The organism is Neisseria sp. HMSC068C12, from assembly GCF_001814095.1.
Classification (GTDB): domain Bacteria; phylum Pseudomonadota; class Gammaproteobacteria; order Burkholderiales; family Neisseriaceae; genus Neisseria; species Neisseria perflava.
In genome coordinates, this window is record NZ_KV814823.1 from 94,246 (window position 1) to 119,551 (window position 25,306).

The window sequence follows — 25,306 nt, forward strand, 5'->3', positions numbered from 1 at the left end:
CAAAAATCAACGGCTGCCGTATCGGTGGTACAGCACTTTAACCAAAGTAACAAAAGCCTCTTTATTTAAGTCAGGCATTCCGCCAATTACCAAAATCAGCTTGGTCATGCCAATATACAGCGGGAAAAAGGTCAATTCACTTTGGCCTGAAGGATCACAAATACCCCATGCGCTATTATTGATATGCAGGTTATTGCGAATCAAAAGACGGTGATTGTCTTCCATTTTGGCCACTTCGCTCGCCAAAAGACCCAACTCTTCCGCAGCCTCGTGATGGAAATTGGCATTGGCAAAATACAAACCGTTTTCATCAGCCAATAAAGCTTTGCCAGAATTGGACAACTGTTCCAATAATGTAGGCAATTGCTCGTCAGTCAAATGGATATCGTCTGTGCTGATTTCTTCATCACCATACAAAAATTCTAAGCGTTGGAGGCGGTATAGCAGGTTCAAAGCGGTATTGATGTCGCTGGTATCCGCCCACGCCAAGATTTTTTCGCTGCTGATGGTTTCAGACGGCTCTGCACGCAACAGACCATACAATAAAGTTCTGCTGGCACTGGGCGTATCACTTGAAACAGCATAATACGCACCCGCCGGTGTAATCTTAGGATATAAATTTGCTTGTAAAGAGAGTGTCGCTTCCATCTTATACCTCTAATCCGGGGTCAATTGAGAACAACATGGCAGTAACCAATTGTTTTACATCGTCTTCTCGACGCGCATCAATCTCAAAAACCGGTACATTAAAATTATTCTGTGCTAAATATTTTTGATAAACATCCACGCTTGGTAAAGATCGGATATCCATCTTCGTTACCCCTACAACCAGAGGTGCTTTTTTCAGCAACTCCCGGAATGCATCCAAGAAGAATTGCAAGTCTTTCAATGGATTGCTTCTTGTATTATCCAAAAGAAGCACTAAGCCCATACTGCCTTGGCTCAGAATTTCCCACATGAAATTAAAACGCTCCTGACCAGGCGTACCATAAAGGTGAACCTTAGTTTCCTCATCCAAATGAATGACACCGTAGTCCATTGCTACAGTTGTGTACCCCTTGCGGACAAGTGTCATATCAGATGCAGATGCATCGGTTTGAACCGGTGGTTCATCAGATAAAGCTGAAATTGCAGTGGTTTTACCTACGCCGACAGGACCGGTAAAGATAATTTTATTTTCTTTCATGACGTGTCCTTTACGATTTGCCCAGCAACTTACGCATCAGGCGTTGCAACAGGCCACGAGGTTGTTCTTTAGACGGACCGGCAATTTTTTGAGCCTCTTTGCTCATTGCTGTTTCAGGTACGTCTTTGCTATTCACATCAATCTGTTCGTTCAACGAAGGCGCATTGTGCGCATCAGTTGCAAACTCTGTATCTGTCGCCAAAAAGCCTGTCATATATGTTGCCGATAAATAATTCAAAATATCAGGCATCTCCAAAGGCATGACTTTATAGAGAACATTCAGATTAACAGATGTTTTCGTCAGAAATGCCGACAGACGCATAGATTCCGGAACATGTGCCAAACGGGTTAAATTTGGCCAACGCTTGAGTGTAAAGACAGTTTGCGGCGTCATCGGATAAATCAGACGGCCTGATGCAGTCCAAATAGCCATTTGCCACAAGCATGACATAATGGTGACTTTGGCTTTTTCTTTCCATTGAGGATTATCAGGAACAGCCTTACACACGACAGCCAAGTTATCGTTCTTACACAATTTCTCCAACTCATTGGCACTAACTGTCAACAGTACTCGCTGGATACTAGGAAACACGATTAATATCGGCTTACCTTCATGCAGGACGGCAAGATCTTGGTGTCCTTGACTGGCAAATTTCAGCGCACCCAACAAGCCTTTATTTGGATTAAATCGGCGAATGGTTGCTTTTCTTGTGCCATCGGAATTTGATTGTCTTTTATTCTCTTCGGCCGCTTGTTGCTCAGACGGCTCAAAAACATTGCCGCCTTGAGCCAGGCTGCGCAAAACAGGAAACAAGGTATCAAATTTGACCGGCTTAGCCAAATAAGGAGTCGTTACTGTCGGCAACTCGGAAGAAAACATCGCCACAGGCACTTCCGGATAAGTTTTCTTCGACTCTTTCCAAGCTTCTACACCTGCCGGAGTATCGGTATCAACCAATACCAAATCCGGTTTTTCATCAGAATCAGGGGAAACGATGACGTAATTCGTCGTATTGTGCATTTTAAATGCCATACGGAATACCGCCTGCTGTTGCTCACCCATCTCCTGTAACATAACCCGTATGGTTTTAATTTTTGGTAAATGATTATTCATCACTCGTACTTTCTACGATTATCTTATTTTTTTGAATATTGGTTCATTCGTTGCAAGAGACGGCTCATTGCCAAGACAACCTCTTCAGGCAGGCTGACAACACGTTCACGCAACAAGCGCAGAAATTGTTCCAAACGTCCCCAATCTTCAACGCGTTCGTACAAATCAAACAAGATAATGTACAACTGCGATTCTTGAGGATACTGCAAAACAGCCTGTTCCAAAGTACCGATGGCCAAATCCAACTGACCGTAGGCCAACAAAGATTCCACTTCTTTCAGAGCTTCATCAGCAGGTGAAGAGCTGGCACTGATAACTGAAGAGTCTTTTTGAACCAACTCACGATATTTGGCTTTCATCTGCAAAGAACTTGGCTGAATATAACCGCGCTTTAAGCCAATCTCTTTAATTTGCTGTTCAGACGGCCCTTTTTCCAAATCATCAAAAATTTCGTGATAACCAAGGCTATAACCCCAGCCAAGCATACGTTCTTTTACTTGACGGCCATATTGACCCAAAGAGTGGTAAAGCTTCCACAGATGCTTGGCAAACTGCCCTACTTCTTCATTCTGATAATCCAGACGCAAGGCATCGATAATGAGACCAGCAGGCTTCGCAGAAGTTTGGATTGCTTTATTGTATTGATGCAAAGCAGTCTCGTAGCTGATCTTATCTTTCAGGATTTTTGCACTACGTTCCGGTTTGGCAAAACCAATAACCGCACCCATCTCTTCAGGGCTAATTTCACCAAAATCTTTCTTGCCTAATACGATAGGCGCACGTTTACCCATACCTGGAACGACAATGCGTTCAATCGAGTCGTTCTCAAAGGCAATATGCTCGTCGGAAGCAACTTCCAAACCGCTTTGTTCGCCAATTTGACGGTCCACTTCCTGCATATTCCAACCAAGATGATGCTCGGCGAAAACACGCAGGCGCAGGTTAGTAGAATCCAAAGCCAGACCGGCTTTCAGGTATTCGGCTACGCTGTCTTCAGAAAGGGAAGTACTATGACGCTCAAGCGTATCCGCCAGCATGTCGATATTGCCAACTCGCAGATTCAAACCAATCAATTCATGAACCAGTTTTTCTGGAGCGCCGTCTTCCAAGGTATTGAGATAACCGGCCAAAGACTCCGCTGCTTTACTTTCATAGCCGAACTGTTTATAAACCTGATATTCGGTCAGCGGATCGACTTCTTGTGCGGAAACAGAAGCCGTTGCATCGTTTGAGCCGCTTCCGCCCCATTCCCAGTCTTGATTATCCGCATTGGAAACTGTCTGGTTGACTTTCTCAATCCAGTCGTTTCCATCCTCAGAGGAGGCTGTATGAGCAGCAGATGTACGGCCGCTTTTTGATGCATGTGCGCTTTGTTTGTCTGAATTGTTACTTTGTTTATGACGAACAAAAAACAACACCAGCAAAAAAAGCACCAGCAAAAAAATAGTTAAAAGTTGATAGTTCAAGAACACCTCCCGGTCTTGTGCTGCAAGCTGCATTTATTAACATCTGTTGCTTTACACGCAACTTCAACGTTATTAATTCCCCAAACGAATGATGATAACATGAATGCACTCATTTTTACATTAAAAACCCTACTCACATAAAGGACTTGATACCAATTTACAACTCAAACACACCAATGGATTCAACATGCGAGGTTTGTGCAAACATATTCATGATTCCCGCTGCCTTAAACTTATAACCCTTATCAACCAAGACACCGGCATCTCGTGCAAATGTTGATGGATTACACGAAACATACACTATCTTCTGAGGTAAAAATGGCTTATGTAGCGATTTGACAACAGCATAAGCCCCACTTCTCGGCGGATCCAGTAGCATCTTGTCAAATTTTCCCCATGACTCAACAGTTTTTTCATCGGTATCGAACAAGTCGGCAACAGAAAACGTCATATTCTCGGCACAACGATTCAGGCGGGCATTTTCCCTTGCCCTATCTACCAAATAATAAGCGCCTTCAATACCGACAACCGATGCGCCACTTTTCGCCAGCGGCAAACTAAAATTGCCCAAACCGCAAAACAGATCGGCAATCCGCTCCCCTTTTTGAGGGTTTAAAAGTCTGACCGCCCTTGCCACCATCACTTCGTTCAGCTGCGCATTAATCTGCGTAAAATCACCGGGTTTGTAAGGCATTTCTACATCAAATTGAGCAAAATTATAGTTCAGAGCAGGAGCATTCTCGGGATAAAACGGCAAGGACTCGGCATGATCCTGCAACCATATTTGCCATGCCTTTTCAGCACCCGACAATATATTATCAAACCAATTACGCAATTCGCTTAATATTTGTCCAAACGGTTGATTTATGAAACGAATGTTGAGCGCTGTCACATTTTTCCCGCAATAAAACTCAACAAATTTCACTTTTACACCGTCATCATGCAGCTTTTGCAGCAAATTGCGGACATCAGGCAATCTATCGGACACATGCTTAGGCAAAATATGGCAATGGCGGATATTGACGACATCATGGCTTTTTTTGGCCTGAAAACCGAGGTTCAGACGGCCTTGTTTATCCACCGAAACACTTAAACGCGCTCTATCGCGATAATACCAGGAGTAACCATATAAAGGAGGTAAAATTATTTCCGGCTTGACCTTACCTATCCGTTCCAACTGCTCTTCCAAAATCCGTTGCTTTAACGCAACTTGCGCTCCGAAAGAAACATGTTGAAGCGAACAGCCGCCACATGTATCAAAATAGCAACAAGCTGGCTCAATGCGTTCGGAAGAAGGTTTTAAAACCGTTTCGACCTGAGCTTCTGCAAACTGCTTTTTTTCTTTATGAATGGCAAACGTTACACGCTCTCCGGGCAGCGCACCGCCGATGAATACAGTCTTTCCATCGACTCTGGCAACACCCCTGCCCTCATAATCCAAAGAAAAAACTTCCGCCTCTTGATACCGTTCTTTCACACTCATACCGTTTCCGTCAGACAGCCGCTTACCGGCCGTCTGACTGTCTTCCAATACCGAAAGCGCATATTTTCTCACAAAAACACAGAGTTTCAGGTATCATGCGCCAAAAACTTTCATTTCAATCCCTACAAAAAAAGACGACATGAAAAAATTATTCCTTGGCCTGACAGCCGCCCTTCTGACCTCGGCCGCTGCTGCAAACACACTTATTCCAGACGTCTCCCCCGCCTCTTCCGGACAACACGTCGTTATCAATATTACGCAACAGCGTTTGTTCCTCTACGACAACGGTAAACTGAGCAAAATTTATCCTGTTGCCGTCGGCAAAGCCATGACCCAAACCAATCTGGGCGAACATAAAATCGGTGCAAAAGCCTACAACCCGGTTTGGCACATCCCTAAATCTATCCAAAAAGAACGCAATGACGGCGTTAAAAGCGTACCGGCCGGCCCAAATAACCCGCTGGGCCCGGTATTTGTCCGCCTTGGCGACCCTAAATTAAGCCTTGGCATTCACGGCACCAATGCCCCTGCCAGCGTACCCGGCGTCCGCAGCCATGGTTGCGTGCGCATGAAATCGCCTGATGCATTAGAATTCGCCAAAACCATCGCAACAGGTTCTCCTGCCTCCGTTATCTACCAAATGGCGAGCCTGAACGAAGATGCCAACCAAAACTTGTGGCTGGCTGCCTATCGTGACCCATACGACAAGAAAAACCTTGATACGGCTGCCCTGAAAAAAAGCATTGCCGCTTGGGCAAAAGCGCACGGTAAAACCATTCCAGCCGCGCGTGTGGATGCAATCCTGAAAGGACGCACCGGAGCGGCAAACTGTCTGACCTGCGCCAAAGGCGTGAAACTCAAATCGCCTTTGAAATCTTTGGCATGGACCAGCGGCACGGATGCTTACAGCAAACCTAAAGTCATGCCGAAACAGGCTCCTGCTAAAGATGTGGTATTGCCTCAAGGTACTGAAATCGAAGTCGATGCTACCGACGATGCAAACAAGGCAGCATCCGAACCGAAACAAAGCGTTCGTCCGACTCCGGTGAAACCGGCAAAACCTGCTGCCAAACCGGCAACCACTCCGGCCGACGCTCCTGCTTCTGCAACTAAAGCCGCTTCCGAACCGGCTACTGCCCCAGCCTCTGCTCCTGTGAAAGATGCTCCGGCAAGCAGCGAGCCGGCAGATTTGCTGTTCTAAGCAGAACAAAATACATAGCCAAAGGCCGTCTGAAATGAATTTTTCAGACGGCCTTTTCGTACAACTGGCTATTGGAAATATATGCCCCTCTTGATTCAGACGGCCTTTTTACTTTTCAAATACTCCGACAAACCACGCTCGCGCAAAATACAGCTCGGACATTCATGACAACCACCGACCACGCCGTTATAACAGGTATGCGTATGCTCGCGAATATAATCCAACACACCCATTTCATCCGCCAATGCCCAAGTTTGCGCTTTGGTTAAATACATCAAGGGCGTGTGGATTTGAAAAGCGTAATCCATGGCCAGATTCAATGTGACATTCATCGACTTGACGAACACATCGCGACAGTCGGGATAACCTGAAAAATCGGTTTCGCACACGCCGGCAATGATATGGCGTATTCCCTGCCCTTTGGCGTAAATGGCGGCATACAGCAAAAACAAAGCATTGCGTCCATCTACAAATGTATTGGGCAGGCCGTCTGAAGCTGTTTCAATAGATACCGTATCATCCATCAAGGCGTTATGCGTAATCTGTTGCATCAGGCTCAAATCGAGTACCGTCTGCTTCACGCCCAAATCTTGGGCAATCCAACGCGCGCGCTCCAATTCGATGGCGTGGCGTTGCCCATATTGAAAAGTGATGGCCTGCACATTTTCACGGCCATAGGTTTGAATTGCCTGAATCAGGCAGGTCGTTGAATCCTGCCCGCCCGAAAAAATAACGAGGGCTTGCTGTTTTTCCATTGTAAATTCCTAGTTTTGTTAACGCGGGAGGTTTGCGAACCGCGTGATTCGAAGATTGACGGATTATAACGGATTTCGTCTATAATCACGGCACTTCGTTTTCTTTTATTCTGCATAATGATGAGTATCTACGCCCTGAAACCAAAATTCCAAAACCTGTTGCGCCCCATCGTTAAGAGACTGTATCAAAAAGGCATTACTGCCAATCAGGTAACCCTGTTTGCCTGCGCCGTTTCCATTTTGCTCGGTTTGCTTTTAGCATTGTTTGCAGGTGTATCCACATTATTCTGGCTTTTGCCGATCTGGTTGTTTGTCCGCATGGCACTGAATGCGATGGACGGTATGCTGGCACGGGAGTTCGGTCAACAATCGGCATTGGGTGGCTATTTGAATGAAATCACCGATATTGTCGCCGATGCTGCTTTGTATCTGCCTTTTGCCTTCATCGCGCCCTTCGGCGGCGTACAAATTGCCCTGTTTATTTGGCTGGCGGCAATGACTGAGTTTTGCGGCGTTTTGGGACAAGTTCATGGCAACAGCCGGCGTTATGACGGGCCATTCGGCAAAAGCGACCGTGCATTCTTTATCGGTGCATTGGCAGTATGGTATGCAATCGCCGGCAGCTTCCATCCGACTTTCTATATCCTTATGTGGCTGGCCTGCGCGGCATTGGTTTATACCTGCTACAAACGTGTCATCAATGGCTTGAAGGCCGTCTGAAACCATAAACTATCGGTTTCAGACGGCCTTTTATCCGTCAGCGAAGATCACTTACTGTTTACCCAGTTGACTGTAATCTACCAACATATACTTGGCAGTAATTTTCTGCGAAGCATTACCTTCGTCACCCATTAGAATCATTTGAGGCTTGCCGTTAACGGTAATCGAATCAACAGCTTCAACGTTGGTGATGTGTTGCAGATTAGGCAGAGAGATTTTTTGCTGTTCATCGGTCGGGTTACCGCTCCAAGTCCACAGTTGTGAAAATTTCTGTCCATTCTCATCCTTCACTTCATTGGCAATCACGTAGGTTTTCAACACAGGATCATAGTTGAGGGAACGGATACCGCCGCCATCAATATCAATCACCGCCACTTCATCAAATTCAGGTTTGGCATTGCGCTCAAACACATCTTTCGGATTGCTGATAAATGCGACCAAAGCCATATTGTTGAACTCAGGATCACGGAAGCCCAAAACAAGACGTTTTTTCACCGGATCAAACGCCATGCCCTCAATATTGATTTCTTCAAAAGAAACTTCTGCCTTGGTTCGCTCACGAATCAAATCATGCAGCTTGTGATCGGTTTCCAAAACCTGCGTCAAATTGTCGTAACTGGTCAGCCCCAACACATTGCCGTCTTGGATTTTAAAGCGCATCAGATGTTCGCGGTCGGGTGAGCGGTTGCCTTTACGGGTGCGCGAATGTGAAGTCAGCGCGTAGATAAAGCCTTCATCATCGCGCGCCAAAGCCTCCAAGTCGCTGAGACGGCGTTTGAAACCGGTAATCACGCGCGTATCCAATGCCTCGTCTTCCACAAACCTGCCCGTTTTATCAATGCTGATGATACTGAATGCATGGTTGGGTTCGTCTTCCGCAATCAGCAAATTACCGTCCGGAAGCTGTTGTACGGCGGAAGGCTCGTACACACCGTTAAACATATTGATTCCCAGCGAACGCAGCTCTGCCGCATTGTTGGCCGGCGGTATCAGCAATGACGGCAATGTTTTCACGCCGATAAACGCCACCAGTGAAGCCAGCAAGCCCCAGCGGAATACCGCGTAAGACAAATTGATGTATTTGAACTGTTTGTCCGCCAACAAACCAAGCCAATAAAGATGGTCGCTCATCTTTTCATAGATTTGTTTACGGTCGCCCATAATCTCCTGCATCATTTCCCAATATTGATCTTTTTGCAGTTTCACACGGTCTTCATAAATCAAAATATTAGGTTGGCTGCCGCCAAAAAAGCGCGTTTCGGTACTACTGAGGCGGGTTTTCAAGTCCCGCAGCTTAGAACGGCCGCGGATAAAATCCTTAAACCATGTCCGCGCCGCCTGCATTTTGCCGATACGTTCCGGCGAAGCAGAAAGCAACGCAAACACGATAGATGCGGCGGCAGTAATCATAAACGTACTGGCCGGAATCAAAAATTCGGGCGACGATGAAAAAATAAACGCGCCCGAAATCATCAGAGCAGACACGATAAAACCATTCAGCGAAATCATAATATTCGCTTTGGTTGCCGCCAGCGCCAACAATTCCATCTCCGAGCGTACGGCGTTGCGGAACATGGTTTCCACGCCCTTATTCGTACCCAACAAATCAGGCGCATTCAAATCTTCGGCTTTATTTTTTTTCTTTTTTGCCTTGTCTTTTTTGCGTTTGGCTTTCTTTTCACTTTTTTCAGACGGCATCTCAGGATGTTCAACTGCTTCCTGACCTTCTACCTCCTCCTGAACTTCTACCGTTTCAGCCGCAACCTCAACTTCGTTTTCAACAGTATTGTTTCGATTGCGATCCCAAAAATCAACGTCCTGTTGGGAATCGGCAGATACGCCGTCGTTTAAAGATTTGTCTTGGTCGCCCATCTGCTTCGGCCGACCATTTTCCTTCCAATCATTCAAATCCATATCATGACTCCCAACATCAAACACTTTGAATTAAATGGAAAATAAAAAGCATATTTAGTTCATTTATTTTAGGTAATTTACATGTAGCTTACATTCTTTAAATACCTAAATAGCAAACTGCCGCAGAACCCCAAAGTCCTGCGACAACCCGCTTTGCATCAAAATATTAATAGTCGATGCGTTCTTTAATAATTTTCAAATCAGGATAAGACAAAACAATGTCGTACTCACGACCATCTTTAAAAGCCTCGATATCCAACACAGGCTGACCTCGACGGCTATCGGCTTCAACATCGTGAACTTGATAGCCGCGTTGTTCCAAAATTTTTACGGCTTTAGCACGATTTTGCTCGAAGTTTTTGTCGCTGTAGATTTTGTGTTCGATATAATCACTGGCACCGGCAGTAGCGGCAGACAAAGCAACGATGGCGGTCAATAAAAATTTTTTCATGTTTGATTTCCTTTTTAAATGTGTATTCGGGTTTCGATGGATGTATTAAAACATGACAAAATTAGCAGTTAATTAGTGCTTGGTTAAACGCAGTAAAGGCCGTCTGAAAACTATTCAGACGGCCTAAGCGATTCCCCTTCAGAAGAAATAAGAGAAAAAATTTGGCAACAATATGATAACGATAAGTCCCGTCTGACTGTGTTTCGTAAATTAATTGCAAAACAAAGAGTTTATGATGATATGTCGGTAGTAGTTTGTAAGGTTATCCACCCCCTATCTAACCCTTTTCACAATCACTGTCATCAGTTTTAAGTGAAATTTGAAACCATCTTTTACCATTTCTCTCCATCATTGCATTCGTCCGTCTATCGGATAGTCATTGCATTTATTCGATATGTCATGATACTGTTCAAAAAATATGACTATTAGGAGTTTCTCATGTCCGAACAGCAAAAATTCTTTTCTACCCAAGACGGTACTTCGCTTTTCTACCGCTATCGCCCTGCTGCTGATGGTTCTTCCGACAAAGCCATTGTGCTGTTCCATCGCGGGCATGAGCACTCCGGCCGGATGATGTTTGTGGCAGATGAGCTAGGTTTTGATGATTTTGCCTATTTTGCTTGGGACGCGCGCGGTCATGGTTACAGCCCTGGTGAACGCGGCGATAGTCCGAGTATCGGTACTTCGGTTGCTGATGTAGATGATTTTATCCGACACATTCAAAGCGAATACGGCATCAAACCTGAAAACATCTGCGTGATTGCACAAAGTGTTGGTGCGGTATTGGTTTCTACTTGGTTGCACGATTACGCGCCGAAAATCCGTTGCGCCGTATTGGCTTCGCCTGCGTTCAAAGTCAAACTCTATGTTCCGTTTGCCCGTACCGGTTTGAAAATTATGCAAAAATGGCGTGGCAATTTCTTTGTCAACAGCTACGTCAAAGCCCACTATCTGACCCACAATGTCGAACGTCAAAAAAGCTACGACAATGATCCGCTGATTGCCCGCGCTATTTCTGTGCGCATCCTGCTGGGTTTATATGAGGCGGCCGAGCGCGTCGTTGCCGATGCACAAGCGATTACTACGCCTATACAACTGTTGATTTCAGGCAGCGATTGGGTTGTTCATCACAAACCGCAACACGATTTCTACAACCGCTTAGGCAGCCATATTAAAGAGCGCCATATCCTGCCCGGTTTCTACCACGATACGTTAGGCGAGCAAGACCGTGAAATCGCATTTGTCGAAATGCGCCGTTTTATCCGCGAGCGTTTCAATCAGCCTTTGCAACAAGTCGATCTGACTCAAGCGCACTTGTTTGGAGACAGCCGTCGCGAAGCCGACGAACTGGCTACGCCTTTGCCTGTTTGTACGCCTCGCGGCGCATTTTGGGCAACATATCGCGCCTCGCTCAAACTGGGTTCACGCTGGAGTGAAGGCTTGAGAATCGGTCAAGAAACAGGTTTTGATTCGGGTAGCACGCTGGATTATGTCTACCGCAATCAACCGCAAGGCAGCAACGCTTTCGGTGTATGGGTGGACAAATACTATCTCAACGCCATCGGCTGGCGCGGCATTCGCCAACGCAAAGTCAATATCGGCAAAGCCATTCAGACGGCCTCAGCTAAATTGCGTGAAGCAGGCAAACCTGTACACGTTTTGGATATCGCGTCCGGTCATGGCCGCTATGTATTGGATGCCCTGACTGCCGACACATTGCCTGATTCCGTACGCTTGCGCGATTACAGCCCGATTAATGTCGAAGCCGGCCGCAAACTGATTGCAGAACGCGGCTTGCAAAACACGGTAACCTTCAATGAAGTCAATGCTTACGACCGCGCCAATTATCATGATTTACAGCCGCGCCCTACCCTAGGCATCGTCTCCGGCTTGCACGAATTGTTTGCCGACAACGATTTGATTTTAAACTCGCTCTACGGCTTTGGAGAAGCCATTGAAACCGGCGGCTACCTGATTTACACCGGCCAGCCGTGGCATCCGCAACTGGAAATGATTGCCCGCGCCCTGACCAGCCACAAAGCAGGCAGCCCAAACTGGGTAATGCGCCGCCGCAGTCAGCAGGAAATGGATCAGTTGGTTGAAAAAGCCGGTTTTGAAAAAATCCATCAATGGATAGACGAAGACGGTATTTTCACCGTGAGCTTGGCAGTGAAGAAATAAAAATAAAGGCCGTCTGAACAATTTTTTAACTTTCAGACGGCCTTATTTAAACCATGTACCTATCCATGAAACCTACCCTCAAAACCTCCCTACTCAAGCTGATTTCAGTCGGTATCCTGTTCTACACCAGCTACGGCCTCTCCAACCATTACGCGGCATCGCTGGACTATGTACCTGAAATCGCTTTTGCATGGGAGAGCAATATTCCGTTTTGGGCATGGACGATTGTGCCTTATTGGTCGCTGAACCTGATGTATGCCGCGGCATTTTTTCTTTGCCGTGATACACATGAACAAAACCGATATGTAGCGCACCTTGTAGCCGCCCAACTGATTGCGACTGCTTGCTTTGTGCTGTTTCCGCTGCGTTTCGGGTGGCCTAAACCGCCTGCCGATGGACTGTCAGGCTGGCTGTTTGATTCATTGGCTGCATTTGATTTGCCGTACAACCAAGCGCCATCTTTGCATATTGCGTTGGCAATTATCGTGGGTGCATTTTATTGGACGCGCTTTCCCAAAATCCGCCTGCCTCTTTTCTTATGGCAAAGCCTGATTGCCCTGTCGGTACTGACAACTTATCAACATCATTTTATTGACGTGCCGACAGGAGCATTGCTTGGCTGGCTGGTGTTGTGGGCTTTCCCGCGTCAGATGACTTCGCCGTTAAGACTGGGCTTGAGTGATGTACGCTCAAGAAGGATTGCGTTGCTGTATTTACTTGGCGCGTGTTTGACGGCTTTGCCTGCGCTGCTGGGTGGTGTGTGGCTGTGGTTGATATGGATTAGCGTGTCTTTACTGATGGTATCCTTTGCCTATTTGACTGGAAATGCAAACATATTCCAAAAACAGGCTAACGGTAAATTATCGGTGGCAGCGACGGTTTTACTATTGCCTTATCTGGTGAGCGTACGGCTAAACATGGCGTATTGGTTACGCGGTAAAGCGAAAACGGCACCAGTCCGCAATGATGTATTAATTGGCAGCGTTTTAGGGATTTCAAACCATTTGCCTGTCGTATTGGATGTATGCGCCGAATATCCCTGCCGTAGCTATCAGGGAGCATATCGCGCTCTGCCTTTACTGGATATGGTAACGCCGTCTGAAAACGATTTGGTTCAGACGGCCTTGATATTGGAAACCTTGCGCCAAAAACACGGCAAAGCGCTGGTATGTTGCGCTTTGGGTTATGGAAGAAGTGCCGCAGTGGTGCTGACGTGGCTGCTGGTCTATGGTGGCTGCAAAAACTTGGCGCAAGCGAAGGCCGAACTCAAACAGGCTCGGCCGCAAATGGTATTATCGCCGGCCACCGCCCAAGCAGTTGAAGCTGCGGCCAACCGTTTAAAACAAGGATAATGATGGACAACGCAACCGACAGCCGTATTACTGCCCACCTGCTCTCTACCGCACATTATGTTGCCGCCTGCAATGCCTTGCTGCTCGACTTGTCGGCAAAATATGGCGGCGCATGGTTTGCGGTGCAACTTGTCTTGGCAGCAGTTTTGCTGTACTGCCATATCCGCATTCACTTCGACCGTCGCGTGTTCCAAGACTTTGCCGACAACCGCTACTCTCCTGAAGACTTCGACCACACCTTACAGCAAAACGGTTTACGCCAAATTTCAGGCAGCCGTACGTTGACCCAACGGATAAACGGCGCACTTTCCTTATGGCGCAAAAGCTTATACCTGACCGCCGCACAATTTTTAATTTTGCTTATCCAAAGCATTTGATTATTTTGGCTAATTTACCCAAACCAGATCTAGAGCGGTATCTCACTCCCAAAGGCAGAAACAATGAAAAACTTCCTCAAAAAACAACTTGCCTGGCTAACTGACCAAGCCTTATGTCTGTCGGTCTCTTTTCTTACGGGCGTACGCCCCAAAAGTCCGCGCGAGCTGACATTCAATCAGCACCAAAAAGTCTATTACGCCAATCACGGCAGCCATGGCGATTTTGTATTGGTGTGGATTTCCCTGCCCCGCCGCTGGCGCTTGTCCACGCGCCCAGTCGCCGGTTCGGATTACTGGCTGACAAGCAAACTCAAACGCTTCATCATTCAAAACGTTTTCAATGCCTTGCTGATTCCGCGCCATAGTGATAATCCGCAAGCAATTACCGAACAGATGAAAGACGCGCTGAACGCAGGCGACTCTTTGATTATTTTCCCTGAAGGCACGCGTAATACTGACGACAACACCATCCTGCTGCCGTTCAAGTCCGGCATTTATCATCTGGCGAAAAGTAAACCCAATACCGAATTTGTGCCGATTTGGATAGACAACATCAGCCGCGTACTGCCCAAAGGCAAAATCCTGCCTATCCCGCTTTTGTGTGAAGTCCATATCGGACAGCCGCTTACTTTGCAGGAAAACGAAGACAAAGACAGCTTTTTGACACGCAGCCGTGAGGCGCTACTGGCACTCAGGCCGTCTGAAAACGACCGCAGCGAGCTTTGCCAAAATGAATCTGAAGTTCAGCAAAACAAAGGAGAACAAGCATGAGCCTTTCTACGACTTCCCAACAAATCATTGTCGAACAAGCCGCCGCTCATCTGACTCCGCAAGCCAGCTATATTTTTGTCGGCGTATTTGCCGTATTGTGTTTTGCCAGCATCATCGGACAATGGCTCAAGCGCAAAAACGGCGCAGATAATGCCACCATTGCCAACCTCAACGCCCGTATTTACGCATGGTGGCTGATGACGTTGGTGTTGCTGGGTGCATTTTGGTTCGGCAAAATCGGGACGGTTGTACTGTTTTTCCTGATTTCATTTGCCGCACTGCGCGAATTTATGACCCTCGTCTATCGACGCCGCAGCGACTATTACAGCATGGTGGTCTGCTTTTACCTGCTTCTGCCGGTGCAATACTATTTCGTCTATGACGGCTGGTACGGCATGTTCAGCATTTTTATTCCGGTTTACGGCTTTTTGATACTGCCGATTATTGCCAGCCTCAGCGGCCAAACGGCACACTTTTTGGAACGCGCCGCCAAAACACAATGGATGGCGATGATTTGCATCTTCTGTCTGTCTCATGTTCCGGCGCTGATGTTTCTGGACTTGGATGGCTTCGATAACGGCAACAATATCCTGTTGCTGATCTTCCTGATTGGCGTGGTGCAAGTATCGGATGTGTTGCAATACGTTTGGGGCAAACTGATTGGCGGTGCAAAAATCATGCCTTCGCTTTCTCCGTCAAAAACTATTTCCGGCACTGTCGGCGGTATTTTATCGGCCACTGCCATTGCCGCGCTGATGGCGCCGATTACGCCGTTCTCTCACGGCCAAGCAGCCATTATCGGCTTTATCGTCTGCCTGATGGGCTTCTTTGGCGGCCTGGTTATGTCTGCCATCAAACGCGATTACGGTGTCAAAGACTGGGGCAATATGATACGCGGCCACGGCGGTATGCTTGACCGTGTGGATTCGATCTGTTTTGCCGCACCCGTGTTTTTCCACATCACCCGTTATTTCTGGAACGGCTAAACTTCAGGCCGTCTGAAAGCTGTTTTTCAGACGGCCTTTAATGATCGAAACTTCCAGTCCTACCAATTCGTTATACAATACGTAACCATTGTTATTACATACACACAACATGGATAAACCCTCTCCAATCTTTCCTATTTTTCTTGCTGCAATTATCTTCGCCCTTATTGTTTGGTCAGGCATTAATCCTCATGACCGCGCAGTCTGGTACGCCGAAATTATCCCCGTAGCATCCGTATTCTTCCTTCTGGTTGCCACCTACCGCATTTTCCGCTTCAGCAACCTGGCCTACTTATTCATGAGTTTTTGGCTGATTATGCATTCCATCGGTGCATACTACACTTTTGCCGATGTGCCATTTGAATCCATCAACCGCTTTGTCGAACCGATTTTGGGCGAAAACCGCAATCATTACGACCGTATTGCCCATTACATCATCGGCTTCTACGCCTATCCAATGGCTGAATGGCTGCTGCGCCGCAAGCTGTGCAACCTGCCGTTGGCCTTATTTTTCTCCCTGTTCTTCATTATGAGCATTGCTGCCGCCTATGAAATCATTGAATGGCAATATGCCGTCATCGACGGCGGAGAGGCCGGACTGGAATTCTTAGGTTCTCAAGGCGATATTTGGGACGCGCAAAAAGACATGCTTGCCGATACTTTGGGCGCGTTAACTTCCCTGTTTATTTTTGTATTTACCCGACCCGATAAACGCTTGGGTTTCTCTTAAATATATCCCTTTAAAGCAGAAGGCCGTCTGAAACCAGATTTTCAGACGGCCTTTTTTCATTTTTCTATCGACATTATTGTAAAAATTAATAAATACGATAGTTAAAAACATAAGCCAATTTTGAAACAAAATCCGTCATCAAAATTTTTAAGCACATGAAATATATAAAAAACAACGTCTGTTAAGATTTTGTAAACAACATGCCTACGTCAACCTGAATTTTTCGATTTGATTTAAGTCAGCATATCTTGTGTCATTAATCCATAAAATATTCAGAATTCTACAAAATATTGATTAACCCGATAGAGGTTATCATCAAGACGAGGAACACAAAATGCAGAAAATTCCAGAATTGGTCTGCCCCGCCGGCAACCTGCCTGCACTGAAAACCGCTGTGGACAACGGTGCGGACACGGTTTACATGGGTTTGAAAGATGCGACCAATGCACGAAACTTTCCGGGACTGAATTTCGATATGAAATCGGCACGGGAAGGCGTTGCTTACGCCCATGCGCGCGGGCGCAATGTACTGATGGCTATCAATACATTCGCACAAGCTGGCCAAGTGGAGCGTTGGCACGCCGCTGTGGATACGGCGGCGGATTTGGGTGCCGATGCGATTATTGTTGCCGACCCCGCCATCATGGCGTATGCGGCAGACAAACATCCGAATTTACGCCTGCATATGTCGGTACAAGGTTCGGCCACCAATTACGAAGCCATCAATATGATGAAAGAGCTGTTCGGCATCCGTCGTGCCGTTTTGCCGCGCGTGCTGACCATCGATCAGGTCAAACATGTGATTGACAATACTGATGTGGAAATTGAAGTCTTTGGTTTCGGCAGTTTGTGTGTGATGGTGGAAGGCCGTTGCATCTTGTCGAGCTATGCAACAGGCGAATCGCCCAATATGCAAGGTGTCTGCTCTCCGGCAAAATCCGTCCGCTGGGAACAACTGCCCGACCGCATGAACGTACGTCTAAACCAGGTATTGATAGACCAATACAAACCCAATGAACCGGCAGGTTATCCAACCTTGTGCAAAGGCCGCTTTGAAGTCAATGATGAAACTTACTATGCTTTGGAAGAACCGACCAGCCTGAATGTTTTGGAAATGTTGCCCGAACTCATCAAAATCGGTGTGTCCGCCATCAAAATCGAGGGACGCCAACGCAGTCCGATGTATACGGCGCAAGTAACCAAATCCCTGCGCCAAGCACTGGATGCAGCTGCAGCCGATCCATCGCGTTTCAAAGTCAATCCGTCCTGGAACAATGCCTTGAGCAAAGTTTCGGAAGGTCATCAGACAACTTTGGGCGCATACAACCGCCCATGGAAATAAGGGGAAAAAAATGAATTCATTGAAATTGTCGCTGGGCCCTATTTTATTTTTCTGGCAAAAAGAAGCCCTGCTGGAATTTTACGTTTCCATGCTGGATACGCCGTTGGATACGGTCTATTTGGGTGAGGTAGTCTGCTCACGCCGTCAGAAAATGCGCTTTGCCGACTGGTTCGGACTGGCTGAAGACTTGGCGGAAAGCGGTAAGGAGATTATTCTTTCTTCACAAGTCCTGCTCGAAAGCGAATCCGATCTGAAACGCTTGCGCAAAATCACGGAGCAGGGAAAGTTTAAAGTTGAAGCCAACGACATGGGGGCGGTCAAATTGGCACGCGAACACGGCATTCCTTTTGTTGCCGGTGCAAGCCTGAATATCTACAACGAAACTACTTTGGACGTATTCCGAAAATTAGGGGCATTCCGCTGGATTGCACCGTCCGAGCTAAGCCGCGATAAGGTTGCCGAAATCATCAAGGCTTCAGACGGCATTGAAACTGAACTCTTCGCTTGGGGTAAAATGCCGCTTGCCTATTCATCACGTTGCTTTACCGCCCGCCATTACAATCTGAATAAAGACAGTTGCGAGTTCCGCTGCCTCGATCATGAGCACGGTATGGCCATGAATACGCGAGAAGGCCAGCCGTTTCTCACCATCAACGGCATCCAAACCATGTCTTACGGCTGCCAAAACCTACTGCCCCACCATGAAGACTTGAATAAAATCGGCGTGAATATGCTCAGACTGTCGCCACAAATGCACAGCATGGCTGAAATTATCCAAATTCACCGCGATGTATTGGACGGAAAAGCCACATGGGAAGATGTCCACCCTGAGTTGGAACGATTGACTACCGGAACACTGGTTGACGGCTATTGGCGCGGTCAGCCCGGTATTGAAACCGTGAAGGAGGCATATTATGGCGCTGCCTGAAATCATATTACCCAAATGGATGACAAAAATCGGTACCAAACTTCCCGGCAAACCTCCACGCTTTGTTTTGGTCTCCGTATTGAATACCATGCTGAGAAAAGGTTTACTGCCTGCCGATATGGAACTTTTTGCCGGAAGAAAATTCGAAATCGAAGTTTTGGATGCCGGTATCAAAGTGCGGTTTAGTGCCAATACGGAAAAATTCCTGGACGACAACTTCAGTGGCGTCCCCGATCTGAGGCTGGCGGCCAACGGTATAGACTTCATGCGCATGATGATGCGCGAGGAAGATCCCGATACCTTATTTTTCAACCGTAAATTGCAAATCGAAGGCGATACGGAACTGGGGCTAATTACCAAAAACTTACTCGACAGTGTTGAGTGGCCTTTCAGCGAATGGTTCCTGAAACGCAGCACGTCCACTTTGGATTGATTAATTTTGGTTGAACCAAGAACAAAGGCCGTCTGAATGTTTCAGACGGCCTTATATATTTCACCTCTTTGATATGTCTTCTCTTATTGGTTTTATCAAATATAAAAAAGCGTACCTTGTTAGGTACGCTTTTTTCAATCCGACTCAAAATTAGAATTTTGCACCGGACTCATTTGCCATAAAGTCTACAGCCGCTTTAACCTCATCGTCACTCAAGCTGCTGTTGCCGCCTTTGGCAGGCATTGAATTAAAACCTTCAAGCGCGTGTTTGTGCAAAGTATCTTTACCTTGCTTAATTCGAGGAGCCCAGTCGTCTTTTTTACCGACAACAGGTGCGCCCGGAATCATACCGCCATGACATGTTTTACAGTTGGCTTCAAAAACAGCTTTGCCATCTACCTTAACCGGAGCCGCTTCTGCTTTTTCAGCAGGTTTGGCTTCAGCAGCCGGAGCAGCTTTAGCATCTGAAGCAGCTTTATCGGCAGTAGGAGCCGAAGCGGCCGCCGGAGCAGAAGCATCGGCAGGTTGAGCTACCGGAGCAGGCTCGGCTTTTTTAGCAGGAGCTTTTTTACCGTCTTTGTTAGACAAACCCCAAACATAAGCGGTCATGATGTGCAGCTTGTCTTTGTCGAGGAAGTGACCCCAAGCAGGCATTTGGCTGCTGCGACCGTTGGTAATGGTTTCGGTAATCGCTTTTTGAGTACCGCCCCACAACCATACATCGTCGGTCAGATTCGGGCCGAGGCCTTGGATACCTTGACCTTTGTCGCCGTGACAAGTGAAACAGTTGGCAGGTGGGCCGCTAAACAGGGCTTTACCGCGCTCTGCACGTTCTTCGTCATATTGGCCTTTGGGTTTAGAAAGAGACATAACATACTGTGTTACGTTTTTCACGCCTTCTTCACCCAAAGCAGGACCCCATGCAGGCATGGCGGCAGTACGGCCTTTTTCAATGGTTTCCTGAATCTTTTCAGGTTCACCGCCCCACAACCAGTCGTCGTCAGTCAGATTCGGGAAGCCTTTGGAGCCTTTGGCATCTGATCCGTGACATTGGATACAGTAGGTATTGAAAAGGTTTTGTGCAATAGCACGGGCTTCAGGATCTTTAGCCACTTTTTCAATCGGCATATTGGAAAATTTAGCATACACTTTACCGTATTGCTGATTGGCTTTGGCAACTTCTTCTTCATATTGACCATGGCTGCTCCAGCCCCACAGGCCTTTGTAATCGCCGATACCGGGATACATAATCAGGTAGCCGACGCCAAACAGCCATGTGCAGACATAAAGCCAAAACCACCAACGTGGCAGAGGGTTGTTGTACTCCGAAATGCCGTCCCACTCATGACCTGTGGTTTTTACTTCTTCGCCTTTTTTAGGGCGTTTCACAACATTTTGCGAAAGCAGAAGCCAAGCCAAGCCGATGAAACTGAGCACGACGATAACGGCAATATATATACTCCAGAAACTACTGGTAAATTGGGATGTTGTGTTCATTATTTTGCTCCGTGATCACGGACTGACTGAGCTTGATCGTCCTTTTCAGACGGCCTTTGTTCGTCATTATCGAAAATACTGCTGGCAGCATCGTCATAGTTTTTCTTATTGCGTCTATTGAACACAATATAGAGAACTAAAATAAAGCTGATAAATACCCAAACAGTAAAGAGCGAGCGAGCCCAGTTAGCGTCCATGATGTTACCTTACGTTTTTCAATGCCAAGCCCAAGCCTTGCAGATAGGCGATAACAGCGTCCAGCTCTGATTTGTTAGCCAGCATTTCAGGTGCTTTGGCAATTTCTTCATCGCTGTAAGGTGTACCCACTTTACGCAGGGCTTTCATATGCGCCACAGTTGCCTCGGCATCGACTTTATTGCGTGCGAGCCATGGGAATGCAGGCATATTGGACTCCGGCACAACGTCGCGCGGGTTCAGCAGGTGGATGCGGTGCCATTCATCGGAATAACGGCCGCCAACACGAGCCAAATCCGGACCGGTACGTTTAGAACCCCATTGGAACGGATGGTCATAAACAGACTCACCGGCAACAGAATAATGACCGTAACGTTCAGTTTCTGCACGGAATGGACGAATCATTTGAGAGTGGCAGTTGTAGCAGCCTTCGCGTACATAAATATCGCGACCGGCCACTTGCAGGGCGTTATATGGTTTCACGCCGGGTGCAGGTTCGGTAACTGCCTTGGTGAAGAACAGCGGAACAGCCTCAATCAGAAGGCCGACGCTGACTACAAGCAGGGTGAATACAATCAGTACACCGACTTTTTCTTCAGCTAATTGTTGTAATTTCATTTTGGTAGCCTATCTTTCTTGTCATTAGTGGTGTTGAGTTTGAGAAACCGCAGGAATCTCAGCATCAACTGCTTTACCACTGATAGCAGTACGGTAAACGTTATATGCCATGATGCACATACCGCTCAGGTACAGAAGACCGCCGGTGAAACGAATCATGTAGTAAGGCATGGTACGTTTTACGGATTCAACGAAGGAATAAGTCAGCGTGCCGTCGTCATTCAAAGAACCCCACATCAGACCTTGCATTACGCCGGCAATCCACATTGCAGCGATATACAGAACCACGCCGATGGTCGCGATCCAGAAATGCGCCTCAACCAATTTGGTGCTGTACATTTCATTTTTACCGAACAAGCGGGGAATCATATAGTAAACGGAACCGATGGTTACAAAGCCCACCCAGCCCAATGCGCCGGCGTGAACGTGTGCAACAGTCCAGTCGGTGTAGTGGCTCAGAGCGTTAACGGTTTTGATAGACATCATCGGACCTTCGAAGGTAGACATACCGTAGAAAGACAGAGAAACGATCAAGAATTTCAAAATCGGGTCGGTACGCAGTTTGTCCCATGCGCCAGACAGAGTCATGATACCGTTGATCATACCGCCCCAAGAAGGTGCGAACAGGATCAAAGACAATACCATACCCAAAGATTGAGTCCAGTCAGGCAATGCGGTGTAGTGCAAGTGGTGTGAACCAGCCCACATATAAGTAAAAATCAAAGCCCAGAAGTGGACGACGGACAAGCGGTAAGAGTAAATCGGACGGCCTGCTTGTTTAGGTACGAAATAGTACATCATACCCAAGAAGCCGGCTGTCAGGAAAAAGCCCACCGCATTGTGGCCATACCACCATTGAACCATCGCATCAATCGCACCTGCGTAAACCGGATAAGATTTCATCAAACCGGCAGGGATGCTGATATTATTGACGATGTGCAACAGCGCAACGGCCAAAATAAAGCCGCCGTAGAACCAGTTGGCAACGTAAATATGTTTGATTTTACGTTTGGCAATCGTACCGAAGAATACGATGGCGTAGGCAACCCACACCAGCGTAATCAAAATGTCGATAGGCCATTCCAACTCGGCGTATTCTTTACCTTGGGTGTAACCCATAGGCAAGCTGATGGCCGCAGCTACGATAACGGCCTGCCAACCCCAGAAGGTAAATGCAGGCAGCCAACCGCCAAACAGACGGGTATTACATGTACGTTGAACAACGTAGTATGATGTACCGATCAAACCACAACCACCGAATGCAAAAATAACCGCATTGGTGTGCAGAGGACGCAGGCGGCCAAAGTGGAACCAAGGTCCGATATTGGATAAATCTAGGGCCGGAGCAAAAAGCTGGGCAGCGACGATAACGCCAACCAACATGCCCACAATACCCCAAACTACAGTCATGATGGCGAACTGGCGCACCACTTTGTAGTTATAAGTTTGTGTGTCCATGGAAGTCTCCATAAATTATGGGTATAAAAAATTTTTATCTCACCCCAGCCCCTGCATTTACGAAAAGCGCAATACGGCCAAGGCTCAAATTTTTCTAAATTTAACATAGACACCACAACATGCCAAGCAAAATTACATTCCATATTGCATAAAAACTTTAGTGAGACATAATCTCATTTCTTTTATAATCAATAAATTATTTAAACATGTTCAATAAATCGGACACAGCATTTTTTCAAGCCCCCTTTTTCGTACAGTTTTATTGATATAGATTAAGCCTACCCTTTAAAACCCCTTCCTCTTAATAAACTTTAGCAAATTAACCAATAGCCATGATTAATTACAAAATTACCCCCAACTTTCTGTCTCATGAATGGCACATCACCTTATCATTCACTCAAACTGATGATTCTGAAACAGAAATCAGCCTGCCAAACTGGGTTCCCGGCAGCTATCTCATCCGTGACTTTGCCCGCCACATCACACACATCAACGCGTGCTGCAACGGCAAAGCCCAGCCACTGACACAAACCAGCAAAAACTATTGGCAAACCCCTGCCCTCAATGGAGCGTGGGAAATTTACTACACCGTCTACGCATTCGACTTGTCTGTTCGCGGCTCATTCCTCAGTACCGAGCGCGGCTTTTTTGATGGCGCGTGCCTATTCTTAAAAGTGCACGGACAAGAGGAACAACCACACCAAGTCGAATTTCCTACCCTGCCACACACATGGCAGATAGCCACCACCCTACCCCAAATTTCGGCGACCACTTTTCAGACGGCCTCATATGCCGAGCTTATTGATCATCCTGTTGAAACAGGCATCATCGAATTCCTCGACTTTGAAGCACAAGGCATCCCCCACCGTATTGCATTAAGCGGCATCTATCCTGATTTCGACCGCACCCGCTTCCTCGCCGATATTCAAAAAATCTGCGAAACCGAGTTAGCGATGTTCCCCTCCCCTGCCCCGTTTTCCGAATACCTTTTCCTATTACATCTGGGCGACAACCTTTATGGCGGACTGGAACACATCAGCAGCACCGCCCTACTCGCCGACCGCCACAGTCTGCCATCTTACGATATGGGTGAAGCCGACAAAGCCTATACCGAACTGCTCGGCCTCTTCTCCCATGAATACTTCCACGCATGGAACGTCAAATCCATCAAACCGGCCGTATTCGCACCTTACAACCTCGACCAAGAAAACTATACCGAGCAACTTTGGGCATTCGAAGGCATTACTTCCTACTACGACGACCTCTTTCTAGCCCGAAGCAAAACCATCAGCCCCGAAGCCTACCTTACCCTGCTTGCACAAAGCATCACACGTGTACAGCAGACACAAGGCCGCCTGAAACAAACACTTGCCCAATCCAGTTTCAGCGCGTGGGACAAGTTCTACAAACAAGACGAAAACAGCCCAAACGCCATCGTCAGCTACTATCAAAAAGGCGCACTGGCCGCACTTTGCCTCGACCTTATCATCCGTGAAAAAAGCCAAGGCAAATACACCATCGACAGTGTGATGCAGCAACACTATCGCGACTGGTGCAACACCCATCAAGGCATACCCGAAAAACACTGGCAAATCCGTTGCCAAGAAATGACCAGTTTAGATTTAGAAACCTTCTTTCAGACGGCCTTATACAGCACCGAAGACCTTCCGCTCGCAGAATGCCTACAAAGCGTAGGTGTCAAACTCGACTTTATTCCCCTACCTCGCCAACATGGCGGAGCATTTGCAAGCGAACCCCAATCGGTTGCCCCCGCCAACGATTTGGGCGCACGTTTCAAACAAAGCAGCGATCATGCCGTCCTGACTCATGTATTTAATGGCGGCAGTGCAGAAAATGCCGGACTCTGCCCGCAAGACAAAATCATCGCCCTAGGCGGCTATGCCTGCAACGACCTTGCGGCACAGTGGAGCAAACTGCCTATCGGCACGCGCACCACCATCCATTTCTTCCGTCAAGGCCTATTGCGTGAAACCAGCATCACAGTTCAAGCGGCAGAAGCCAATACTGCCCTGCTGCACATTACCGATCGCCAAAAACTCGAAAACTGGTTGTACAATCATTAAATAAAACTTCAAACGGCCTGCCACTTCCTAGGCCGTCTGAAATCAACATATCCATTTAATATAA

24 protein-coding genes and 1 riboswitch are annotated in these 25,306 nt (G+C 47.1%); of the genes, 12 read left to right on the forward strand and 12 right to left on the reverse strand.

Features of this window, described 5'->3' with window-relative positions; translation table 11 throughout:
* Positions 1 to 6 precede the first annotated feature (6 nt).
* From HMPREF2952_RS07070 to rlmD, 5 genes are all read right to left on the reverse strand, one after another.
* On the reverse strand, positions 7 to 648 hold the full coding sequence (locus tag HMPREF2952_RS07070) for a hypothetical protein (protein WP_003679679.1): 642 nt from the start codon (positions 646 to 648) through the stop codon (positions 7 to 9).
* A 1-nt stretch (position 649) separates the two neighbouring features.
* Positions 650 to 1,186, reverse strand: coding sequence for a GTP-binding protein (locus tag HMPREF2952_RS07075; RefSeq protein ID WP_003748733.1), 537 nt, complete (start codon positions 1,184 to 1,186; stop codon positions 650 to 652).
* A gap of 10 nt (positions 1,187 to 1,196) precedes the next feature.
* Complete coding sequence (locus HMPREF2952_RS07080) at positions 1,197 to 2,300, reverse strand: response regulator (RefSeq protein WP_004519610.1); 1,104 nt, start codon at positions 2,298 to 2,300, stop codon at positions 1,197 to 1,199.
* A 23-nt stretch (positions 2,301 to 2,323) separates the two neighbouring features.
* Positions 2,324 to 3,799 carry a hypothetical protein gene (locus HMPREF2952_RS07085; RefSeq protein ID WP_049336025.1) on the reverse strand — a complete coding sequence of 492 codons (1,476 nt, stop codon included), beginning with the start codon at positions 3,797 to 3,799 and terminating at the stop codon, positions 2,324 to 2,326.
* A gap of 124 nt (positions 3,800 to 3,923) precedes the next feature.
* The gene (gene rlmD, locus HMPREF2952_RS07090; protein ID WP_039862086.1) at positions 3,924 to 5,249 is read right to left on the reverse strand and encodes a 23S rRNA (uracil(1939)-C(5))-methyltransferase RlmD; all 1,326 of its coding nucleotides are present in this window, start codon (positions 5,247 to 5,249) and stop codon (positions 3,924 to 3,926) included.
* A 139-nt stretch (positions 5,250 to 5,388) separates the two neighbouring features.
* Between rlmD and HMPREF2952_RS07095 the strand changes: the two genes are divergently transcribed.
* Positions 5,389 to 6,450, forward strand: coding sequence for a L,D-transpeptidase (locus tag HMPREF2952_RS07095; protein ID WP_039862112.1), 1,062 nt, complete (start codon positions 5,389 to 5,391; stop codon positions 6,448 to 6,450).
* A 95-nt stretch (positions 6,451 to 6,545) separates the two neighbouring features.
* Here HMPREF2952_RS07095 and queC read toward each other — a convergent pair whose 3' ends face one another.
* The gene (gene queC / locus HMPREF2952_RS07100) at positions 6,546 to 7,205 is read right to left on the reverse strand and encodes a 7-cyano-7-deazaguanine synthase QueC (RefSeq protein WP_004519606.1); all 660 of its coding nucleotides are present in this window, start codon (positions 7,203 to 7,205) and stop codon (positions 6,546 to 6,548) included.
* 3 nt (positions 7,206 to 7,208) lie between these two features.
* Positions 7,209 to 7,254: riboswitch (PreQ1 riboswitch) on the reverse strand.
* Positions 7,255 to 7,325: 71 nt separating this feature from the next.
* Between queC and HMPREF2952_RS07105 the strand changes: the two genes are divergently transcribed.
* Positions 7,326 to 7,925 (forward strand): CDP-alcohol phosphatidyltransferase family protein, encoded by a 600-nt coding sequence (locus HMPREF2952_RS07105; RefSeq protein ID WP_039862085.1) that lies wholly within the window; start codon positions 7,326 to 7,328, stop codon positions 7,923 to 7,925.
* 51 nt (positions 7,926 to 7,976) lie between these two features.
* On the opposite strand, the gene HMPREF2952_RS07110 is transcribed toward HMPREF2952_RS07105, so the two are convergent.
* A complete protein-coding gene (locus tag HMPREF2952_RS07110) occupies positions 7,977 to 9,623 on the reverse strand; it encodes a Pycsar system effector family protein (protein ID WP_224783392.1) in 1,647 nt (548 codons plus the stop codon).
* Positions 9,624 to 10,005: 382 nt separating this feature from the next.
* Positions 10,006 to 10,290 (reverse strand): PepSY domain-containing protein, encoded by a 285-nt coding sequence (locus HMPREF2952_RS07115; protein WP_004519602.1) that lies wholly within the window; start codon positions 10,288 to 10,290, stop codon positions 10,006 to 10,008.
* A 438-nt stretch (positions 10,291 to 10,728) separates the two neighbouring features.
* On the opposite strand from HMPREF2952_RS07115, the gene HMPREF2952_RS07120 reads away from it, so the two are divergent.
* From HMPREF2952_RS07120 to HMPREF2952_RS07160, 9 genes are all read left to right on the forward strand, one after another.
* Positions 10,729 to 12,471 carry a bifunctional alpha/beta hydrolase/class I SAM-dependent methyltransferase gene (locus HMPREF2952_RS07120; RefSeq protein ID WP_039862081.1) on the forward strand — a complete coding sequence of 581 codons (1,743 nt, stop codon included), beginning with the start codon at positions 10,729 to 10,731 and terminating at the stop codon, positions 12,469 to 12,471.
* A gap of 65 nt (positions 12,472 to 12,536) precedes the next feature.
* Positions 12,537 to 13,823: a dual specificity protein phosphatase family protein gene (locus tag HMPREF2952_RS07125; protein WP_224783390.1), complete on the forward strand. Its 1,287-nt coding sequence runs from the start codon at positions 12,537 to 12,539 to the stop codon at positions 13,821 to 13,823.
* Positions 13,824 to 13,825: 2 nt separating this feature from the next.
* Positions 13,826 to 14,200, forward strand: a complete 375-nt coding sequence (locus tag HMPREF2952_RS07130) for a hypothetical protein (RefSeq protein ID WP_070695435.1) — start codon at positions 13,826 to 13,828, stop codon at positions 14,198 to 14,200.
* A 63-nt stretch (positions 14,201 to 14,263) separates the two neighbouring features.
* Positions 14,264 to 14,971 (forward strand): lysophospholipid acyltransferase family protein, encoded by a 708-nt coding sequence (locus HMPREF2952_RS07135; RefSeq protein WP_039862078.1) that lies wholly within the window; start codon positions 14,264 to 14,266, stop codon positions 14,969 to 14,971.
* The gene (locus HMPREF2952_RS07140) at positions 14,968 to 15,957 is read left to right on the forward strand and encodes a phosphatidate cytidylyltransferase (RefSeq protein ID WP_004519594.1); all 990 of its coding nucleotides are present in this window, start codon (positions 14,968 to 14,970) and stop codon (positions 15,955 to 15,957) included. Before HMPREF2952_RS07135 ends, HMPREF2952_RS07140 begins: the two co-directional genes overlap by 4 nt.
* Positions 15,958 to 16,066: 109 nt before the next feature.
* Positions 16,067 to 16,687: a DUF2238 domain-containing protein gene (locus tag HMPREF2952_RS07145; protein ID WP_004519593.1), complete on the forward strand. Its 621-nt coding sequence runs from the start codon at positions 16,067 to 16,069 to the stop codon at positions 16,685 to 16,687.
* Positions 16,688 to 17,021: 334 nt separating this feature from the next.
* On the forward strand, positions 17,022 to 18,029 hold the full coding sequence (locus HMPREF2952_RS07150; RefSeq protein WP_004519592.1) for a ubiquinone anaerobic biosynthesis protein UbiU: 1,008 nt from the start codon (positions 17,022 to 17,024) through the stop codon (positions 18,027 to 18,029).
* Between the two features lie 10 nt (positions 18,030 to 18,039).
* Positions 18,040 to 18,957 carry a U32 family peptidase gene (locus HMPREF2952_RS07155; protein WP_004519591.1) on the forward strand — a complete coding sequence of 306 codons (918 nt, stop codon included), beginning with the start codon at positions 18,040 to 18,042 and terminating at the stop codon, positions 18,955 to 18,957.
* Positions 18,944 to 19,390 (forward strand): ubiquinone anaerobic biosynthesis accessory factor UbiT, encoded by a 447-nt coding sequence (locus HMPREF2952_RS07160; RefSeq protein WP_004519590.1) that lies wholly within the window; start codon positions 18,944 to 18,946, stop codon positions 19,388 to 19,390. Before HMPREF2952_RS07155 ends, HMPREF2952_RS07160 begins: the two co-directional genes overlap by 14 nt.
* Before the next feature lie 150 nt (positions 19,391 to 19,540).
* Here the strand turns inward: HMPREF2952_RS07160 and ccoP are convergent, their stop codons facing one another.
* Genes ccoP through ccoN form a run of 4 tightly spaced genes read right to left on the reverse strand, consistent with a single transcriptional unit; the run spans position 19,541 to position 23,158 of the window.
* A complete protein-coding gene (gene ccoP / locus HMPREF2952_RS07165) occupies positions 19,541 to 20,887 on the reverse strand; it encodes a cytochrome-c oxidase, cbb3-type subunit III (protein WP_083314050.1) in 1,347 nt (448 codons plus the stop codon).
* Positions 20,887 to 21,084 carry a cbb3-type cytochrome oxidase subunit 3 gene (locus tag HMPREF2952_RS07170; RefSeq protein ID WP_003748776.1) on the reverse strand — a complete coding sequence of 66 codons (198 nt, stop codon included), beginning with the start codon at positions 21,082 to 21,084 and terminating at the stop codon, positions 20,887 to 20,889. Before HMPREF2952_RS07170 ends, ccoP begins: the two co-directional genes overlap by 1 nt.
* Positions 21,085 to 21,088: 4 nt before the next feature.
* A complete protein-coding gene (ccoO, locus tag HMPREF2952_RS07175) occupies positions 21,089 to 21,700 on the reverse strand; it encodes a cytochrome-c oxidase, cbb3-type subunit II (protein WP_003748778.1) in 612 nt (203 codons plus the stop codon).
* Positions 21,701 to 21,724: 24 nt separating this feature from the next.
* The gene (ccoN, locus tag HMPREF2952_RS07180) at positions 21,725 to 23,158 is read right to left on the reverse strand and encodes a cytochrome-c oxidase, cbb3-type subunit I (protein WP_003748780.1); all 1,434 of its coding nucleotides are present in this window, start codon (positions 23,156 to 23,158) and stop codon (positions 21,725 to 21,727) included.
* A 332-nt stretch (positions 23,159 to 23,490) separates the two neighbouring features.
* Between ccoN and HMPREF2952_RS07185 the strand changes: the two genes are divergently transcribed.
* The gene (locus HMPREF2952_RS07185; RefSeq protein ID WP_049336034.1) at positions 23,491 to 25,242 is read left to right on the forward strand and encodes a M61 family metallopeptidase; all 1,752 of its coding nucleotides are present in this window, start codon (positions 23,491 to 23,493) and stop codon (positions 25,240 to 25,242) included.
* Positions 25,243 to 25,306 lie beyond the last annotated feature (64 nt).

Bases quoted from the DNA above. Each gene is read 5' to 3' on its own strand.
- HMPREF2952_RS07120 (WP_039862081.1), top strand. From the start codon at position 10,729: ATGTCCGAACAGCAAAAATTCTTTTCTACCCAAGACGGTACTTCGCTT.
- HMPREF2952_RS07105 (WP_039862085.1), top strand. From the start codon at position 7,326: ATGAGTATCTACGCCCTGAAACCAAAATTCCAAAACCTGTTGCGCCCC.
- ccoO (WP_003748778.1), bottom strand. From the start codon at position 21,700: ATGAAATTACAACAATTAGCTGAAGAAAAAGTCGGTGTACTGATTGTA.
- HMPREF2952_RS07135 (WP_039862078.1), top strand. From the start codon at position 14,264: ATGAAAAACTTCCTCAAAAAACAACTTGCCTGGCTAACTGACCAAGCC.
- HMPREF2952_RS07150 (WP_004519592.1), top strand. From the start codon at position 17,022: ATGCAGAAAATTCCAGAATTGGTCTGCCCCGCCGGCAACCTGCCTGCA.
- queC (WP_004519606.1), bottom strand. From the start codon at position 7,205: ATGGAAAAACAGCAAGCCCTCGTTATTTTTTCGGGCGGGCAGGATTCA.
- ccoN (WP_003748780.1), bottom strand. From the start codon at position 23,158: ATGGACACACAAACTTATAACTACAAAGTGGTGCGCCAGTTCGCCATC.
- ccoP (WP_083314050.1), bottom strand. From the start codon at position 20,887: ATGAACACAACATCCCAATTTACCAGTAGTTTCTGGAGTATATATATT.
- HMPREF2952_RS07070 (WP_003679679.1), bottom strand. From the start codon at position 648: ATGGAAGCGACACTCTCTTTACAAGCAAATTTATATCCTAAGATTACA.
- HMPREF2952_RS07145 (WP_004519593.1), top strand. From the start codon at position 16,067: ATGGATAAACCCTCTCCAATCTTTCCTATTTTTCTTGCTGCAATTATC.
- HMPREF2952_RS07185 (WP_049336034.1), top strand. From the start codon at position 23,491: ATGATTAATTACAAAATTACCCCCAACTTTCTGTCTCATGAATGGCAC.
- HMPREF2952_RS07160 (WP_004519590.1), top strand. From the start codon at position 18,944: ATGGCGCTGCCTGAAATCATATTACCCAAATGGATGACAAAAATCGGT.
- HMPREF2952_RS07155 (WP_004519591.1), top strand. From the start codon at position 18,040: ATGAATTCATTGAAATTGTCGCTGGGCCCTATTTTATTTTTCTGGCAA.
- HMPREF2952_RS07085 (WP_049336025.1), bottom strand. From the start codon at position 3,799: ATGCAGCTTGCAGCACAAGACCGGGAGGTGTTCTTGAACTATCAACTT.
- HMPREF2952_RS07170 (WP_003748776.1), bottom strand. From the start codon at position 21,084: ATGGACGCTAACTGGGCTCGCTCGCTCTTTACTGTTTGGGTATTTATC.
- HMPREF2952_RS07125 (WP_224783390.1), top strand. From the start codon at position 12,537: ATGAAACCTACCCTCAAAACCTCCCTACTCAAGCTGATTTCAGTCGGT.
- HMPREF2952_RS07080 (WP_004519610.1), bottom strand. From the start codon at position 2,300: ATGAATAATCATTTACCAAAAATTAAAACCATACGGGTTATGTTACAG.
- HMPREF2952_RS07110 (WP_224783392.1), bottom strand. From the start codon at position 9,623: ATGCCGTCTGAAAAAAGTGAAAAGAAAGCCAAACGCAAAAAAGACAAG.
- HMPREF2952_RS07140 (WP_004519594.1), top strand. From the start codon at position 14,968: ATGAGCCTTTCTACGACTTCCCAACAAATCATTGTCGAACAAGCCGCC.
- HMPREF2952_RS07075 (WP_003748733.1), bottom strand. From the start codon at position 1,186: ATGAAAGAAAATAAAATTATCTTTACCGGTCCTGTCGGCGTAGGTAAA.
- HMPREF2952_RS07095 (WP_039862112.1), top strand. From the start codon at position 5,389: ATGAAAAAATTATTCCTTGGCCTGACAGCCGCCCTTCTGACCTCGGCC.
- rlmD (WP_039862086.1), bottom strand. From the start codon at position 5,249: ATGAGTGTGAAAGAACGGTATCAAGAGGCGGAAGTTTTTTCTTTGGAT.
- HMPREF2952_RS07115 (WP_004519602.1), bottom strand. From the start codon at position 10,290: ATGAAAAAATTTTTATTGACCGCCATCGTTGCTTTGTCTGCCGCTACT.
- HMPREF2952_RS07130 (WP_070695435.1), top strand. From the start codon at position 13,826: ATGGACAACGCAACCGACAGCCGTATTACTGCCCACCTGCTCTCTACC.